Here is a 16,950-nt window from a genome sequence, read left to right on the forward strand (position 1 = left end):
AAGTACTTGATGGCGTACCAGTCATGGGGTTGTGTTTTATGCTTCTTATAAATTTATTGCTGAATGCCAGCATCACTGCATTGCGCGAACGGCGGAACTCACCGTCATGGATTTTTATTACGTAAAAAGAACCAGAGCAATTCAGGATATGGGCCGGAGTGTAGCAGCGGCCCTGAGCAAACGCATCTCGATTTACATATATAAACAAAGACTATAAGACAGGAAAAATCAACTATTGATCAAAGAAAACCCGAGCCGGCATTGATGCTGCCGGCAACAGAAGAGCAATTTTCACAGGTGAATTTACGTGCAAAGATCAGTTGAGGATGTGGCACAACAATGTCAGTAGCCGATCAGGTTCGCGGAGGTTCACTGCCCTCGCCCAGCCAGCGCTGCAAACGAGTTTCCAGATCGTCGTAGCGAATCGGTTTAACAATATGATCGTCCATCCCTGCGGCCAGGCAATTATTTTGATCTTGTTCATTAACAGAAGCCACGACAGCCAGGATCGGCAAATGACGGCTGCTATTGTGCGCTTTTTCCGTCGCACGGATCTTCTGGGCGGCAAGCAGGCTGTCTTTCTCCTGCATATCGTAGTCCATCAATACCAGATCAAATTTTTCTTTTTCCAAGACCTCGACTGCCTCTGACCCGGTCGTCACCAGCTGCACATAACAACCGAGTTTTTTTAACATGGCGGATATCACCATTTGATCCACGCGATGATCATCTACCAGCAGGATTTTTTTAGCGGCCGGTACCGCTGGCGAACTTTCTTTAGTGCCACCAGATAAATTCGGTGTCTCTTCCGGCATATCCAGCAACTTATGAACAGCCACTTCATACAGGCGACGACGCATAATGGGCTTTTCAATGCAGGATACTTGCGGATAGTTGGTCAGATGTGCTTTAACCTCTGTGGTATCGCTTTGCAGAATACTCATTGCCAGAATCTGTTTAACACTGGCGAACATGGGGTTTGCCGCAACATCTCTGGATAATACCAGTGCATTCATATTATTCAGCCGGCTGTAGAGCAATAACAAATCGACCGGTTTGCTTTTGATCAACGTATTGAGTTTTTCCAACGCCTGGTCGTAACCGCTCACCGTCGTCACCGTCATGCCCCAGGTGGTCAATTCATCAACCAATGCAATGGCGGTACTTTCCGGCAAATCCACTAACAAGGCATGTTTGCCACGCAATTTTTGCTCGGAACCAAAACGTTTTTCTTCGTGGGAAACGACTTCCAGTTTTACATTGATAAAGATGCGTTTGCCGCGCTCACGGTTCGCCATGACATTAACGCTGCCGCCCATACAGGCAGCCAATCCCTTGCAGATGGATATCCCGATGCCGGTATGTTGATCATCGTTTTCGGACAATGCGCTTCGCTCGGCATCCGTTCGCGAGGTACTTTTTTCACTGTCACTGATGATAATTTGTAGCTCGCCTACATCATCCTGATCAGTATCCTGATTAAACCGCGCTTCAATAAATACGTGATCAATCGCCGCGGTTTTAAGTGCATGGTTTAACAATGTGCTGAAGATCTGCCCCAGGCGAACCGCATCACCCTTCACTCGCAGCGGCATTTGCGGATCAAACAGGTAATAGAGTTCCACACCTTGTTGATGCGCATCCAGCGAAAAATCTTCCACCAGCTTTTCCAAGGTACGGCGCAAATCGAAGATGCTTTCTTCCAGGCGCAGGTTCTTGGTGGTGATCTTGGAAAAGTCCACCACGTTGTTCACCAGGTCCAACTGACGCTCACCGGCTTTACTGGCCATGATGAGCAGTTCGCGTTGCTTTTCCGATAATTGATCGCTGTCAATCAACGTCAAGGTTCCGAGGATGTCACTTAATGACGAACGGAATTCATGCCCGAGGTTAACCAAAAATTCATTCTTTAATTCGATTGCGGCCTTGGAACTGCGCTGCTCATGCTCCAGTCCTTTGGCTCGTTCACGCAAAGCATAGTTAGCTTCGAGCCGTTCCCAATAAGCAAAAGAGGTGACCTTGGCCTGATGGCTGAGCATGATAAAAAACACCAGCATGATAGAGCCGTACAAATAGCCATCTACATCACCGAGCAAGATCGCGGTAATCGCTGCCGGCACCTGGCCGATAAATAAATAGATCGTCAAAAAATGGCGATAGGGTGCAAACACATTGGAGACGCTGGAATAAAACACCACCGAATATAACCACATCACCAGGGTTTCATCGCGCATTCCCTGCACCCAGGTCAGGCTGACCAGGATGATGCTCCACCAGGCAGCCCCCAGACACGATGCAATAAAATATTGATTGCGCCAACGCGTCGGCGCACGGGCGTAGAGGACATCAAAACGAAACAGGTAATAACTGCGCAGCAGCGTAACCACCAGTAAACCGGTCACCAGCACGACCGCCAGGTTGTGCTCCCGATCAATAAAGTCCCCAAACGCCAGGCACAAGACAAATACCAAAAAGTTCAGCACCAGACCGCGCCGGCTGTACTTGGCCACACGAGCGTCCGTGTCGCGCATAATCTGCCGATCTTTCTGGACTTTGGAGACGGGAACAAAAAAATGAAACATGCGGTTGAAGCCCCTATCTAGTTGACGCGACCCAGGCTGTAGCGATGTTGTCGCCGGTGGTTGTTATTTTTCGAGCATTTCCACTAGCACGGTCTTGATGATAAAACCCAGCAGACCTAAACCCAACGCCAGAAACAGAATGAAGGTACCGAATTTGCCAGCCTTTGATTTACGCGCCAGATCCCACACGATAAACACCATAAAGGCGATCAATCCACCCACGCCAATATAAAGCGACCAGGTTTCAAATTGCTCAACTGTCATATCCACACCACATCAGAGGCTTATGATTCGGAGCGCTACGCTCAACGCCATTGCGAAATGGTTCGCATTGTATCCAAAATCAAAAGTCACATATACCCCGGTGGATTTTTATGCCTTTATTCCCGCCAATGACAGGTATAGACTCTCTCCGGGTTGTAAAAAGCTGCGTTGTGCAGAGTTATCGGCAAATACACCCGACTATCTCATCCGTCATTTTAATTAGTATAGGGATACCATCATGAAGACCATTCACTTTTTTGCATCTTTAATTATTGCTTTGGGACTGTTGAGCGGTTGCTCCAGGGAAGAAGTCGAAAATACTACCGACGCGGTGAAGGATTCCGCTGCTGAAATGCAGGATGCTGCTGAAGAGACTCTGGAAAAGGCCGGAGATACTGTGGAAGACGTAGCGGAAGCTACCGCCGAAACAGCAGAGGATTGGGCCGACAAGGCAGCCGACGCTGCTGAGGAAACCGGTGAAGCGATGAAAGATGGCTATGAAAATACCGTAGACGCTATGGACGACGCCGCCGAAACCACAGAAGAAAAAGCTGAAGAGATGGTTGAATAGTATTCTTCTGGCGTCAGAGCACTAAGTATTTGTCATTAGGTGCCCCCCCCCCCGGGGGGGCACCCTGTTCCTTAAAGACCTTTTTCTATAACTACTTGCCTGTGGCTTTCCTGTACTCAGTAGCAGCGTTATTTTTTTCTTTAATAACCCCTTGACCATGTTTATGATGAGGGTCGTCGTTGCCTCTATCTCTCAGATTGGCTCTGGCATTCATCTCTTTGGTAAGACTTGATCGTCGGCTTGGATAACCTCGATTAAATTTCGCACACAGATCACACTTATGACCTACAGCGGGCGTGCTTTTTGCCCTTGTCCTCATAGAACAGCCACAATAGTGACAGGTAACCTCTCGTAGCGGAGCAACCATTGGATGATTTGTCGGCTCTTGAGGTATTGGCTGCTCATAAAAACATTGTGCATTCTTTGCTTCTTGCTCCTCATTCTCAAACTTTTCAATTAATAATTGGGTGTTTTCCAAAAGCAATGTACGCTCTTCATCTGTCAACAATCGACTCTTTCCTGATGAATAGAATGGCTCTTCAAACGTTTCGATATTCCCATACAAAATCTCGTAACATTTGCACCCAAAAACAGTTATCTTCCCATTATCGTTCACAATATGGATTTGCTTGTAAACTGTTCGGGTACAAGAGGGCGATTGACAATATACCCTGGCGTCTTTATCGACTTCGACCACAGCAAGAAGCTTGTGCATAACATTTCTTCCCAGGCTAGAATATTCCTAAATCTCTTTCTTCATCTCTTATTGATTCATGCGCGATCTGTTGATCAATGTATAAAATATGTTCTTTAACCCAACGACGAACATTAATATTTTCATGATCGATCAAGGGCAATAGAGCCGTTTTATCGGCCTCTAAATAGGGCACTAAAGATCCAGACCAACCACGAGTTACCATATTAGCGCTAAGTGCACTACAGACTCGTCTGTCACCACCGAACATCTCCAGCAACTTTATAACCAGCTCTGACGGTCGCAATTCTTCATCGACCATTTCTAAGATATTCATCGCACCAGCAATAAATACAGGGCCAACGTCTGGATATGATTTACACCATAAAATCATATCGTCCGCAGGAATTACAGATAATACACTAGAGCTCTTAGCCGAAAAGCTATCTTGTCTGTCCAGAAGATTCTTAAGATGATATTTTGATATACCTTCTGACTCAATAATTGCATCACCGAATAATGGCCATAGAATACTTCCATAATCGGTCATTAGCTGCAGCAATAATGGTTTAATATAAATTGAAGCGTCAGAGTAATCTAAGCCATTTTTACCTGAAAAAATTATCTGATTGGCAATAGCAATGGCAAAATCCTCGTCATGATCATCCAATATTTTATTTACAAGATCATGCCATTTATAAACATCTGTGCTAGATCTATTTCCTGCCTTATCCAATCGAACCGAAAGCAATAGTTTCTTTAACACATCTCGCAATACAGATAAATTATTTTTATTTATATAGCAGTATGAATAAACAACTTCCAACGCAGACCAGCTCGCAACATCTCCAAGCTCTGTCAACTTCAGACAAAAATTTGATATAACGCCCGCTGATAAACCCTGTGTCAGCCCACCAAAAACAATCGCATTAGCACTATCCAGAGGGATAAAATCTTCACGGATTAACTTTAGCAAACACTCAAGGTGCTTTTCCTGAATAGCTCCAGTACCAATAAGACGCGGATATAGTTTTATTCGTTTCTCATCAGTTAAGAGAAGATCTATAAGTTCAGACCACAACTCAGGGCATACTTCATATACCCCCCTATACATACCGCATAAAAATGCAGGATTGGGATAATCACACGAGAAAAACTGAGCAAGTGACAGCTCAATCAATGGCCTCGGATTATTTAACTCAGTAGTCAATCGACGCCCAAAAGAGTATGACTGCTTTTGCTCACCATTGAGAAGAAGGGCCAAATGAGGAGTTAAACTGTCAATGTTTTTAGACACTTCTACTGCAAATAATTTTGCATTCTCAGCCGCAACATCAATATGCACGCCTCGCACCTCCTTATGCTCCCAAGGAGGGTTAACAACTACAATTTTTAGCCTCTCAAATAAATTGCCATTGTCAGGCTTAAGAAGCTCCAGCCAAGTGTTAAGCGCTGACTCAGCCTCTGGCCTCATGCCTTTTGAATCATAACTGAAAGCATGCTTTATGCTTTCCAATGCTTCAGGCCAATATGGGCCATTTTTTGAAACAACATAACGAATAGCAGAGTCCAACATCTCTATCCGACCTCGTGAAACAAACCCCCGAATTGAATGACCAATCATCGACAAAACCTCTACTTTCTGAAGAGGACCCCTTTCATACATCACTAAAAGAAAATTAAAACACTCTTGCCAATAATTAAAAATTTCTTGCCATATGCGGGGCCTCCACTCTTCCAATGGAGGTCTAGACCCTTGATATTCCGCCCCAATAGTTCTATGACCTCCAAAAGTATCAATAGCAGCGCTCAGCGCTTTTAATAAAACCATATCAATATTTGAAGAATTTAGCAGCAATGCTCGCCGAACAAGAGCAAAACGCGTATCAGGATGTGCAGATGTCCCGGAAAGATTTATTCGGAACAGTTGAGAGAACATGCCCGTCGCATTATTACTCCAGCTTTCATTCTCTGCAGAAGCCAAGAGCAACATACACCATGCAGCTTCTTGGAAAATTTCTCCATGAAAACAGAGGCGTTCAAGTGCGTAGATTAAGTTACGCCTAGCATCTCCGTCGATCGTACGCAATTGATCCAGATCCCTATCTACTAACGTCCTGTATAAAGCATCGCAGGTTGACTCAGGGTTGACTACAACAAATGAGCGGAAGAGTCTAGAACCCCGATCCGACAAGATCACTTCCGCTTGGCCAAAAGGGCCTTGGGGGCCACATAACTTTTCTGTCAGCGCTTTAACGTTGCTATGAAAGTCAAGTTTTTCTATTTGCTGACAAAAACCCTCTACCATATTCTCTGGTATGTTATTAATTAATTCATTTTGTCTTTCCTGTCTTGATCCAGTCCACCATTGCCCAGCCAAACGAATAGCCAAGGGCTTGGGAACTACCTGACCGTATCGTCCACGACGATCAATAATTCCTCTCTCCGAAAATTCGTGAACGCATGCATAGACTGTATCAACATTCATTCCGATAAAATTGGCAATAAATTTGAGCTGTTTGTAATGGTCAACAAAAACCGGACAAAAAGTTAAGCACACTTTTCAAATTCAATCGGGCTTTTGTAGCCCAGAGTTGAATGTGGTCTTCGCGAGTTATACCAGGTCACAATATAAGCTCGCACATCCCGAATTGCATCTTCTCGATGGCGATACAAATTATCCCTGATCCACTCCCGTTTCAGGCTGCTAAAGAAGCGCTCCACAACAGCATTGTCCCAACAATTTCCCTTGCGGCTCATGGAACACACAATACCGTGCTGCTTCAATGAAGTCTGATACTTCAGGCTCGCATATTGCGAACCACGATCCGAATGGTGAATGAGTCCCGCCGATGGCTTGCGCATATTCACCGCCATCATCAATGCGCGAATCACCAGCGATTTCGTTTGCCGTTTATCCATGCACCAGCCAACAACCCGCCGCGAATACAGGTCAATCACCACCGCCAGGTACAGCCATCCTTCTGCTGTCCAAATATAAGTAATGTCTGCAGCCCAGGCTTGATTCGGTGTAACCGGATTGAACTGCCGATCAAGTATATTCTCCGCTACCGGCAATTTATGGTTGCTGTTGGTGGTAATACGAAACTTACGCTTCTGTTTAACTACCAGCCCCAGCTTTTTCATCAGTCGTCGTACCCGATACCGCCCCGCCGCAAAACCTTGTGCCTGTAATCGCCGCGCCATGCGTCTGCTGCCCATGCTGCTGTTGGATTCAACAAACAATGCGCGCATGCAGGTTTCAAACCTCTGCTGTTCCGGATCAGGCTTATCCTGTTGCTGTCCCAGCCACTCGTAATAACGACTGCGACTGACACTTAGCATGCGACACAAGTGTTTTACCCGGCAGCGCGAAGCATGCTCTCGGATAAACGCAAATCTCACCGCATATGCTTCGCGAAGTAGCTGCTGGCTTTTTTTAAAATATCATTATCCAACTGTAGCTCGCGCACTTGTTTTTCAAGTTCACGGATACGTTTTTGCTCGGGGGTCATCCCGGCTTTTCCCTGGTAATCACTAAAAGGCTGAGCTTCATGCTCTTTTAGCCAGCGGCGTAGCATATTGTGATTGATATCCAGATGGGCCGCTGCCTCACCTATACTGAAGCCTTGATCGCGAACCAGGGCGATGGCTTCAAGTTTGTATTCAGGCGTATATTTCTTTCGTGTTTGCTTGGTCATAGGACACCTTGATGTTTTACGGTATTATCCGCTTAACTTGGTGTCCGGTCTAATTAGACCACTTCAGTTCTTCAGCCTCGTTTTCAATGCCAAAAACATCAAACAAAGAACATGCCTGAATAATCTTCAAGCTATCGGAGCCTTTCTCTCCTAATCGTCCTAATAATTTATTGGCCAAATCATCTTCTGTTAACTCACCAATTTTCGGATCTTCCGATAACCTAGCTTGAGCCAATAGCACTGCCATTTGAGGAAAACCCTGAGCAAAGGCTACAATTCTATCAAGGTCTGACAACTGATCTTGATAGATTGGAGTAAGCAACATCATTAGCTCTTCATTTGTCATGGGCTCTAATCTAAAACATACAGATAGATTAGAGACTGTCTCAAAGTTATAATCTAGTGTTAATAAACTTATGTGGCTATCCTGACGACGAACTTCTCGTCCTAAACGTTCATGTAATCTATAGTCACAATTATCCACAACAATTATGCACTTAAGCCCTAAGCTAACCCAATCTGCGACCAGAGCATCAATATTCGGTAACTGATTAGCATCAGCATAAACAACCAAGCTTTTTAATGATTCATTACCATTGAATATCTGAAATGCAGTTCTAGTTTTTCCAAGACCTGACAATCCCGTTATGCGAAAGCAAGACTTCACTTCTTTTATTTTTTCTGACAATGAATCCAATATGTAACTTCTACTATTAACAGAAACAAACGGTATTCTTGACAATTCTTCATGTTTCTCCCATAGAGAAAATGTCTTGAGACCTCTCTCAAGAGGGGTTCCATTCCAGTGCTGAACTGAAACTATCGTTGATACGAAGTTATTGACCCATCTAGAAATTTGAGCAGATTCATATATAAGTATCTGACTACTATCAGCATATACTTTGTTATATTCACGAAGCTTATCCCTAACGGCAGATACCCTGTCGTTTTTTTGCTGCGTATTTAACTCCTGAGTTGTAAATATAATATAGGCTCCGCCCCGACTTAGCACTTCGTCAACCTTTGGTTTTATTACACTGGGGCTTTTCTTTGTTGCTTTAGTAATAATTTCATTCGCATAGTCAGCGGCTGACATTTCGGTCGCTTTATTTTGGAACATTGTTAAGCGATTGGGAATATAATCCGTGCAAACAGGTCCATCACTCCAACTAATACGCCCGTCTTCACCTCCATCACCTACACGAATATTCAATGCCACTTCAACAGCACTCTGAGCCAAACCAAATTTATATGCCTCGGCCTGTAAAAGTTCACTCAACAATTGTGTTAGTTCTATATCACTGAGCCGATTTATATGTACAGATTCGATATTGAAAGGCTTAGTCATTTGACATTTACTCTTTATAAATTAAGCACAAGTGACATTGAGGGAAATTGATCGAATGGCATTAATTGAGCTACCAGAGCTGCTCATTATTATCGAGTTATAAAGCACCGGTGGGCAGCCTGACCGCCCACCGGTGTGCAATTACATACCACTTACAACTTGTCGATTAATGCCGGCAACACCTCGAACAAATCCCCTACCAATCCGTAATCTGCCACCTGAAAAATCGGTGCATCCGCATCACTATTGATAGCGACGATGACCCTGGAGTCTTTCATGCCCGCCAGGTGCTGCACTGCACCCGAAATACCCACAGCTATATAAAGCTCCGGAGCCACTATCTTTCCGGTCTGCCCCACTTGCATATCGTTGGCCACAAAGCCGGCGTCCACGGCAGCGCGGGACGCACCCACAGCGGCGTGAAGTTTATCGGCCAATTGATACAACAGGTTAAAATTTTCCCCGGATTGAAGACCTCGACCACCAGCAACCACTACCCGTGCCGATGTCAATTCGGGTCGCTCACTGACCACCAATTGTTGATCAACCAACTCACTGAGCTCATTGGATGGCGGCGGCGGTAATTGCTCAATAACAGCATGACCGCCGATTCTTTCCGATGCCGCAAACGCGCTGGTGCGAACCGTCAGCAGTTTGAGCGAATCATCACTGGCAAGAGTCTCCAATGCACTGCCAGCGTACACCGGCCGAACAAAGGTATCCGGTGCAAGAATCGCCATGACCTCACTGATAGGTTGCACATCCAGCAGCGCCGCAACGCGCGGCAACAGGTTTTTGCCCGAGGTCGACGCGGCCACCAGAATGTGTGTGTAGGCCGGAGCCAGCGCAACCACAATTGGCGTGATACTTTCAGCCAATTGATGTTCACAGCCGGGATCATCGGCCACCAGGACTTTATCGACACCGGCTGCCTGTGCGAGCGATTGGGCCAGGGCGTCACAACGATAACCGGCCAAGAGAATATCGATATGCAGGTCGCCAAAGCGGCGCCACTGCTCTGCTGCGCCTATTACCTTGAAGGTTGCGGGATGAATACTGTGGTTATCGTGGTCGGCAATGACCAATAGTTTGAAAGCGTCCATTAAATTAACTGCGCCTCCTGCAACCTGGCCACCAACGCCTCTACATCTTTTACCTGTATGCCTGCCTGCCGGGGCGGCGGTAGTTCGAGTTTGAGGGTGCGCACTCGGGGTGTGATATTTACACCCAGGTCGTCCGGGGTGGTGATGGCCAGGGGTTTCTGGCGCGCTTTCATAATATTGGGCAAGCTGGGATAACGGGGCTGGTTGAGACGTAAATCCGTCGTAACCACGGCCGGAAGGCGAAGTAACAAGGTTTGCAAGCCCCCGTCGACCTCGCGTGTCACTCTGGCTTTACCACCTTCGGCCTTGTCACCTTCAATCACCAGGCGTGAGGCAAAGGTGCCTTGTGCATAACCGCATAATGCCGCCAACATCTGGCCGGTCTGGTTGTTGTCGCCGTCGATAGATTGCTTGCCCAGGATGATCAGGCGCGGCTGCTCGCGTTCAACCAATTTTTGCAAACAATGTGCTACCGCCAAGGGTTGAAGATCTGCTGTAGCCTTAACCAGAATGGCTCGATCTGCCCCTAAAGCCAGTGCTGCTCGCAATTGTTCCTGTGCCTGTTCCGGGCCGATGGAAACCACCACGATTTCATCGGCAACACCCTGCTCTTTGAGACGCACCGCTTCTTCAAGCGCAATTTCACAAAAGGGATTTATCGCCATCCTGGCACCGGCGATATCCATCGCCGTGGCCTGGCTGTTGGGCCGAACGCGGACACTGTGGTCCACAACCCGTTTAATCGCGACCAGTATTTTCATAAAAAGTCTTTCCTTGGAGGTGATGTTGTTCAAAGCGTGAGCATTTTATTGTGGATCGCTACGCAATCCACGAAAAGCACAGTTCATCTGCTTTGCCTGCTGACTATAAAATGCCTCGGCGCAAAAACACAATCGGCGCGCACATTATTTCCTGACAAGGTCGTCGGCGCGCAATAACGATAACGGATAGCAAGCCATCGTCGACCAAGAATATTTTTCCGGATGGATTGCGCAGTTCAGAGCGCTACAGCACACTGGCGCGCCCGTTTGCTCCCGCGCCGGCCTTACCGTTTTTTTCTCCCGAAAATCTATCTGGATCAATCATGCGTTTTACCAAATTTGCGCTCGTTGCTGTGTTCAGTTTCGTGTTGACTGCCTGTGTAACCTCACTGGTGGTTGGCAATGCCCAAAGTAAATTAATGTGGGCCATGCTTAAACCGCTGGTGGGTTTCGATCCCAATGAAGTCAACCTGTTTGAACAGCCGATGATTAAAAACCGTATGGTCAAATTACTCGGCCCTCACTACGACACCACCATGAAACTGCTGCGCACGGCCAATGAAATCCAGCAGGAGGGGGCGCTGTTTTATGTGGTTTCCCGTTACACCCCCCTACCCGGCATTGCCAAACAAACTGCCGAAAAAGCCGGCTTTGTCTGGAATGCGGATACCAATCAGATGGCGGTGATGCTGGTGACTGGCGGCGCGCCGACGGTCATCGCTGAGCAGGTGGAAAATGCCAGGATGGCCATCATGCCCAGCTGGCCCACGGAGTTGCAGGCAGTGATCGATGGGGCCGAATCCACGCAAAAAGCCTTGCAGGATGCCGTCGTGGATAAGACAACCGAAATGGTCGGCGAAACCCTCGGTCTGGAGGGTGATCAGCCTTTGTTAGAACAGGTGATTGAAAGCGGGTTAAACGGCGAATCGGTCGGCGACGCTGTGCAGGAACATATCCAGCAATCCAGCGATAAGATTATTGAAGATACAATCGCACCGGCACGGGAAACCCTTGAGCAACATGTCCCCGAAGCGGTAACGAAACCGCTACAGGATATCGAAGATACCCGCGACGCTATCTCGGAAAAAATGGAGCAGGAAACCGGGCAGTTTGAACAGATGGAAGATCTTATTAAAGAATGGGAAAAATTACCCCCGGAAGAGAATGCGCCGGATCAATAACTGCGCCGATTGCATTTATTCTTCCTGTTGCCAGCCACCGCCCAGGGCTTTATATAAATCCACCGCAGCCGTTAAGCGCGCCTGGCGTTGCTGCGCCAATTGATCCTGCGCCTGAAACAAACTGCGTTGTGCATCAAGCAACGCCAGAAGATCATCGCTACCTTCGCGATAACGCACCTCCGTCAATCGCAGCGTGCGTTGCGCCTGGGTAACAATTTCCGCCTGACGCTGTTCCTGCTCTGCGTTAACGGCGGTTCGATCAAGCGCATCGTCCACTTCCTGCAAGGCGGTGTAGATGGCTTTGCGGTATTGTTCGAGCAAGCTGATTCGCTGCGACTCGCTGAGTTTGACCTGATTGCGCAGGCGGCCACCGTCGAACAAGGTCTGCGCAAGGGACACGCTCCAGCCCACCGAATCGCTCGCACTACTCAATGAAAATAAAGCTGCCGTTGCTCTACCGGCCGATGCACTTAATTGCACCGCGGGCAAGAGCGCGGCGCGCGCGGCAGCAACATCCGCATCGGCTGCCTGTAGTTGCGCTTCCGCACTGGCCAGATCCGGGCGGCGAGTAATGATATCCGCCGGTAAACCCGCGTTAATATCCGGTAGCGCGATGTCCATGATCGCCTCGTCGGTTAACACAAAATGTTGCGGTACACGACCGATCAATACCGCCAGGGCAGCACGCGTTTGTCGGCCCTGCAATTCCAACGGCGGCAACGCGGCCGATTGGCTCAACAGGTTGGTACGCTGGCGGGCAAGGTCCGCCGCTGTTGCCGCGCCGTTGCGATAACGCACCTCCACAATGTCGTAAACCCTTTGGGCGATACGAATGTTTTCGCGTGCGGTTTCAATGCGTGCTTGCAACGCCAGCCATTGAAACCACCCGCTGGCCACAGCACCGGTTAAACTCAAATGCGCGGATTCATAATCAAATTCACTGGCTTTAAATGACGCTTCAGCCGCAGCGACACTGGCAGAAACACGGCCCCATAAATCCACTTCATAACTGGCTCCAAGCGACACACGGCTCGATTCACCGGTTTGCCAGTCCGCTTCATTATCGCGACTACGTGTGGAACCGCTGCTGGCATTAACACTCAGCGCAGGAAATAACGACGCCCCCGCAGAATTCATTTGCAATTCCACCTGCCGCACCCGTTCAGCAGCGATGCGCAAATCCGGGCTTTGCTGCAACGCTTCAGCAATCAATTGATTCAATTGTGGTGACTGAAAGCTGGCCCACCATTCGCGATTCATCTCTGTTTGTTGATTGGTAAGGTTAATGGTCTGCCAGTTTTCAGTGAAGGCAATATCCGGCCGATCGTGACGGCTGATGGAATGACACGCCGTCACGCTGACAAGTATCGTCCAGGGTAATAATGCTCGAAAAAATAAAGATTTGTTTTGTTTCGCGGACATCGTTATTACTCCGTCGCCAAGGCTGCAACAGGATCAAGGCGAGCAGCCTTGCGCGCCGGCAGGTAACCAAAAATCAAGCCGGTCGCAAAGGCACAACCGAACGCCAGAATCACCGGCGCCAAAGAATAGGAAATCGGTGTACCCAAATAATTGATCAATGCGGCACTACCCAAACCCAACACCACACCAATCACACCGCCTATTGCCGACACCACCAATGCCTCAATCAAAAACTGTTGCAAGATATGGCGCGTGCGCGCGCCGGTGGCCATGCGAATACCGATTTCCCGGGTGCGTTCCGTCACGCTGACCAGCATGATATTCATCACCCCGATGCCGCCGACCAGTAACGAAATCGCCGCGATAGAGGCTAATAAAATGGTCATGGTATTTTGGGTTTCCGAGACTGTGTCAATGAGCGATGCCATATTAAAAATCTGGAAGTCTTCAGCACCGTGACGTGCCAGCAAGAGTGCATGTGCGGCGGCTTGCACCTCGGACATGTGTTGCGTATCAGCGACAGCGATAGTGACATTGCGTAAAAACGTCTGACCAAAGATGCGCAGACTGCCCGTGGTGTAAGGGACAAAAACCACATTGTCCTGATCGTCACCGCGCGGCGAAGCGCCCTGCTCTGCCATGACGCCAATCACCTGAAACAGAATATTGTTGATGATGATGTAATGGCCCAGCGGATCAGCCTGGCCAAATAATTTTTCTGCGACGGATTTACCGATGACGGCAACCGTGGCGTAGCTCCGCTCATCCTCTTCCGTAAAAAAGGTTCCACTGGCCATGGTCCAGTTGCGCGCTATTGGAAATAGGTGTGAGGTCGCATTGATTTCTGCGCTGTGATCTTCTGTTTCATAACGCAGTGTATAGCCACCGGTCAGTTCGGGCACCGCAGCCAGAATATCCGGCAAGTTATTCAGGGCATCTACATCGGCAGGCACAAGAGAAGATGTACTCCATCGGCCACCGCGTTCATTGGGGCCGCCGGGTCGGACCAGCAATAAATTGCTGCCCATGGCGCTGATGCGATCTACCACCGCTTGTTTGGCACCGTCACCGATAGCGAGCATGGTAATGACCGAGGCGACACCGATCACAATGCCGAGCAGGGTGAGAATTGTGCGGAAGATATTGCCAAACAAGGAGCGCAATGCGGTTTTACCGGCAGATAATAATTCGCTGCCTAAACCGGGTTCACCGTGTAATTTTTTCGCCGCATCGTCGATATCAATTTTCGTCGGAACAGTCGGGCCTGGATCACTGATGATCACACCATCGCGAATTTCTATCAGGCGATGGGCGTGGGCCGCGACGCTGGCGTCGTGGGTAATCAAAATAATGGTGTGCCCCTGGGCGGAGAGTGTTTCCAACAGGGCAATAACATCACTTCCGCTGTGACTGTCCAGGGCACCCGTGGGCTCATCCGCCAATATTATTTGCCCACCGTTCATCAACGCCCGCGCAATAGAAACCCGTTGCTGCTGCCCACCGGACAATTGATTGGGGCGATGGTGCAGGCGTTCACCCAAACCTAAAGAGGTGAGCAAGTCCGCTGCGCGGTGACGACGGGTGTGAGGCGGCAAACCGGAATAACTCGCGGGCAACTCAACGTTCTCGCAAGCACTGACACCAGGCAGAAGGTTGTAACTTTGAAACACAAAACCGAAGGCTTCCCGTCGCAAACGCGCGAGGTCATCCCGTTCAAACAACGACACATCCTGGCCATCAAAAAAGTACGCACCGCTGCTCGGGCGATCCAGGCAACCGAGGATATTCATCAGCGTGGATTTGCCTGAACCCGATGCGCCCATGATGGCAACAAATTCACCCGCATGAATTTGCAGGTCGATGCCATGCAATACCTGCGTCGCGATTTCGCCGTTGCGAAAGGTTTTGGTCACGCCGCGCAATTCAATCAGCGGCACATCATTGGCAGGCGTGGTCATCAGCGCATCATCCTCGGCCCCCAGGGGCGAGCATTATCGGTCGGCGCCTTTGCGGTTTGTTGTATGCCCGTGACGATGTGCTCACCTTCCTCAAGGCCCGCCAGAATTTCTGCCTGAACACGATTGGTGACACCAACCTGCACGTCGCGGTTTTCAATTATTCCTTTTGCATTGAGCACGTTAACCGTCGCCGCGCGCGGACCAGCCGCCCGAGCATCGCGTATTTTTGGACGGCTTGGACGCTCCGTTGCGCGCTCGCCCGCCGGTTTACCCTCGCGCGCCTCCGGTGGCAAACGCGGTGCAGAAAAACTCAGCGCAGACATAGGCACCAGCAACACATCGCGCGCTTCAGCTGCAACGAAAAAAACCTGGGTGGTCATCTGTGTCATCAGCAAACCGTTGGGATTGGGCACATCAAATAACGCGTTGTATAACACCACGTTATTGAGCACTGTCGGTGTCGGCTCAATGCGACTCAGCTGGCTGTACCAACGCCGCCCTTCACCACCGAGCGTTGTGAAATACACCTTCATACCTTTTTGTAATTTACTGATATCTGCTTCCGATACCTGTGCCTGCACTGTCATGGTAGATAAGTCAGCAATGCGCAACAGCGTGGGGGCCATTTGATTGGTGTTCAGGGTTTGTCCCTGACGTGAGGTAATCGACACGACCGTGCCGTCCATGGGTGCATAGATGCGCGCAAATTCAAGATTGGCTTCTTCGGCACGCAAGCTGGATTCAATCTGTTGGATCTGTGCTTGCAACGCTTCAATTTGCGCCTTGGCCGATTGCAGCGAGGCTTCTGCACTTTGCAATGCTTCCTGGGTGGTAGCGTCTTCTTTTTGCAGATTTTGTTGGCGCGTGTAGTTCACTTGTGCGAGTTTTAATTGCGCTTCACGATCCAGTAATTGCGCGCGTTGATTGCGTAATTGTGCGCGGGTCGCATCCACTTTGGCGAGGTAAACCGTCGCGTCGATTTCCGCCAGTAAATCACCTTCATTAACCTCACTGCCTACCTCAACGTGTAACACCGTCAGCTGGCCGGATACCTGCGCACCCACATCAACATAATCGCGCGGTTGCAAGGTGCCCGTGGCGGTGACCAGGTTTTCGATATCGCCACGCTGGACAATCGCCGTGGCATGCACAACGCTTTCCTCGCCATCGCGCAGCAATAACCAGATAAGCATTCCGGCAATAACGAAAGCACTCAACATCAACCATTTTCGATGACGCAAGCGTTGAAAATTATTGCGAAAATTTTCAAACAAAGTGGGCATACATATGATCCATAAAAATAAACTTTACGATGTATCCAGAAGCCATCTCAAAAATTGGTTGGCGAAACTCAGGCGAGGCCGC

At 48.7% G+C, this 16,950-nt stretch carries 14 protein-coding genes; 2 read left to right on the forward strand and 12 right to left on the reverse strand.

From position 1 onward, the window contains the following. Window positions 1–353: 353 nt before the first annotated feature. Together CBR65_RS06125 and CBR65_RS06130 are read right to left on the reverse strand one after the other, a co-directional pair. Entirely contained in the window at window positions 354–2,582 is a 2,229-nt protein-coding gene (locus CBR65_RS06125; protein WP_087466042.1) for a response regulator, read from the reverse strand. 63 nt (window positions 2,583–2,645) lie between these two features. Next, window positions 2,646–2,846, reverse strand: coding sequence for a DUF2788 domain-containing protein (locus tag CBR65_RS06130; protein WP_087466043.1), 201 nt, complete (start codon window positions 2,844–2,846; stop codon window positions 2,646–2,648). 238 nt (window positions 2,847–3,084) lie between these two features. On the opposite strand from CBR65_RS06130, the gene CBR65_RS06135 reads away from it, so the two are divergent. Then, window positions 3,085–3,417, forward strand: a complete 333-nt coding sequence (locus tag CBR65_RS06135; protein WP_087466044.1) for a hypothetical protein — start codon at window positions 3,085–3,087, stop codon at window positions 3,415–3,417. 91 nt (window positions 3,418–3,508) lie between these two features. On the opposite strand, the gene CBR65_RS06140 is transcribed toward CBR65_RS06135, so the two are convergent. The 7 genes from CBR65_RS06140 to CBR65_RS06170 form a co-directional block, all read right to left on the reverse strand. Then, on the reverse strand, window positions 3,509–4,132 hold the full coding sequence (locus CBR65_RS06140; protein WP_087466045.1) for a hypothetical protein: 624 nt from the start codon (window positions 4,130–4,132) through the stop codon (window positions 3,509–3,511). A gap of 16 nt (window positions 4,133–4,148) precedes the next feature. Next, window positions 4,149–6,671: a hypothetical protein gene (locus tag CBR65_RS06145; RefSeq protein WP_087466046.1), complete on the reverse strand. Its 2,523-nt coding sequence runs from the start codon at window positions 6,669–6,671 to the stop codon at window positions 4,149–4,151. After that, window positions 6,662–7,516, reverse strand: a complete 855-nt coding sequence (locus CBR65_RS06150) for an IS3 family transposase (RefSeq protein WP_157671936.1) — start codon at window positions 7,514–7,516, stop codon at window positions 6,662–6,664. Before CBR65_RS06150 ends, CBR65_RS06145 begins: the two co-directional genes overlap by 10 nt. Then, window positions 7,513–7,812, reverse strand: a complete 300-nt coding sequence (locus CBR65_RS06155) for a transposase (protein WP_012486016.1) — start codon at window positions 7,810–7,812, stop codon at window positions 7,513–7,515. Before CBR65_RS06155 ends, CBR65_RS06150 begins: the two co-directional genes overlap by 4 nt. A gap of 49 nt (window positions 7,813–7,861) precedes the next feature. Next, entirely contained in the window at window positions 7,862–9,160 is a 1,299-nt protein-coding gene (locus CBR65_RS06160) for a hypothetical protein (RefSeq protein WP_087466047.1), read from the reverse strand. A 152-nt stretch (window positions 9,161–9,312) separates the two neighbouring features. Beyond that, complete coding sequence (locus CBR65_RS06165; RefSeq protein WP_087466048.1) at window positions 9,313–10,263, reverse strand: electron transfer flavoprotein subunit alpha/FixB family protein; 951 nt, start codon at window positions 10,261–10,263, stop codon at window positions 9,313–9,315. After that, window positions 10,263–11,024, reverse strand: a complete 762-nt coding sequence (locus tag CBR65_RS06170; protein WP_087466049.1) for an electron transfer flavoprotein subunit beta/FixA family protein — start codon at window positions 11,022–11,024, stop codon at window positions 10,263–10,265. Before CBR65_RS06170 ends, CBR65_RS06165 begins: the two co-directional genes overlap by 1 nt. A 323-nt stretch (window positions 11,025–11,347) precedes the next feature. Here CBR65_RS06170 and CBR65_RS22240 point away from each other — a divergent pair, with 323 nt between their 5' ends. Beyond that, window positions 11,348–12,205 (forward strand): hypothetical protein, encoded by an 858-nt coding sequence (locus CBR65_RS22240; protein WP_198300881.1) that lies wholly within the window; start codon window positions 11,348–11,350, stop codon window positions 12,203–12,205. Window positions 12,206–12,220: 15 nt separating this feature from the next. Here CBR65_RS22240 and CBR65_RS06180 read toward each other — a convergent pair whose 3' ends face one another. Genes CBR65_RS06180 through CBR65_RS06190 form a run of 3 tightly spaced genes read right to left on the reverse strand, consistent with a single transcriptional unit; the run spans window position 12,221 to window position 16,868 of the window. Beyond that, window positions 12,221–13,627 carry an efflux transporter outer membrane subunit gene (locus tag CBR65_RS06180; RefSeq protein ID WP_087466050.1) on the reverse strand — a complete coding sequence of 469 codons (1,407 nt, stop codon included), beginning with the start codon at window positions 13,625–13,627 and terminating at the stop codon, window positions 12,221–12,223. A 5-nt stretch (window positions 13,628–13,632) separates the two neighbouring features. Continuing rightward, window positions 13,633–15,585 (reverse strand): MacB family efflux pump subunit, encoded by a 1,953-nt coding sequence (locus CBR65_RS06185; RefSeq protein ID WP_087466051.1) that lies wholly within the window; start codon window positions 15,583–15,585, stop codon window positions 13,633–13,635. Beyond that, on the reverse strand, window positions 15,585–16,868 hold the full coding sequence (locus CBR65_RS06190) for an efflux RND transporter periplasmic adaptor subunit (protein ID WP_087466052.1): 1,284 nt from the start codon (window positions 16,866–16,868) through the stop codon (window positions 15,585–15,587). Before CBR65_RS06190 ends, CBR65_RS06185 begins: the two co-directional genes overlap by 1 nt. Window positions 16,869–16,950 lie beyond the last annotated feature (82 nt).

It is taken from the genome of Cellvibrio sp. PSBB006, from assembly GCF_002162135.1.
Taxonomy (GTDB): domain Bacteria; phylum Pseudomonadota; class Gammaproteobacteria; order Pseudomonadales; family Cellvibrionaceae; genus Cellvibrio.

Excerpts from the sequence above, each read along its gene's own strand:
- CBR65_RS06125 (WP_087466042.1), bottom strand. The coding sequence starts at position 2,582 with ATGTTTCATTTTTTTGTTCCCGTCTCCAAAGTCCAGAAAGATCGGCAG.
- CBR65_RS06135 (WP_087466044.1), top strand. The coding sequence starts at position 3,085 with ATGAAGACCATTCACTTTTTTGCATCTTTAATTATTGCTTTGGGACTG.
- CBR65_RS06160 (WP_087466047.1), bottom strand. The coding sequence starts at position 9,160 with ATGACTAAGCCTTTCAATATCGAATCTGTACATATAAATCGGCTCAGT.
- CBR65_RS06140 (WP_087466045.1), bottom strand. The coding sequence starts at position 4,132 with ATGCACAAGCTTCTTGCTGTGGTCGAAGTCGATAAAGACGCCAGGGTA.
- CBR65_RS06170 (WP_087466049.1), bottom strand. The coding sequence starts at position 11,024 with ATGAAAATACTGGTCGCGATTAAACGGGTTGTGGACCACAGTGTCCGC.
- CBR65_RS06190 (WP_087466052.1), bottom strand. The coding sequence starts at position 16,868 with ATGCCCACTTTGTTTGAAAATTTTCGCAATAATTTTCAACGCTTGCGT.
- CBR65_RS06180 (WP_087466050.1), bottom strand. The coding sequence starts at position 13,627 with ATGTCCGCGAAACAAAACAAATCTTTATTTTTTCGAGCATTATTACCC.
- CBR65_RS06130 (WP_087466043.1), bottom strand. The coding sequence starts at position 2,846 with ATGACAGTTGAGCAATTTGAAACCTGGTCGCTTTATATTGGCGTGGGT.
- CBR65_RS06155 (WP_012486016.1), bottom strand. The coding sequence starts at position 7,812 with ATGACCAAGCAAACACGAAAGAAATATACGCCTGAATACAAACTTGAA.
- CBR65_RS06165 (WP_087466048.1), bottom strand. The coding sequence starts at position 10,263 with ATGGACGCTTTCAAACTATTGGTCATTGCCGACCACGATAACCACAGT.
- CBR65_RS22240 (WP_198300881.1), top strand. The coding sequence starts at position 11,348 with ATGCGTTTTACCAAATTTGCGCTCGTTGCTGTGTTCAGTTTCGTGTTG.
- CBR65_RS06185 (WP_087466051.1), bottom strand. The coding sequence starts at position 15,585 with ATGACCACGCCTGCCAATGATGTGCCGCTGATTGAATTGCGCGGCGTG.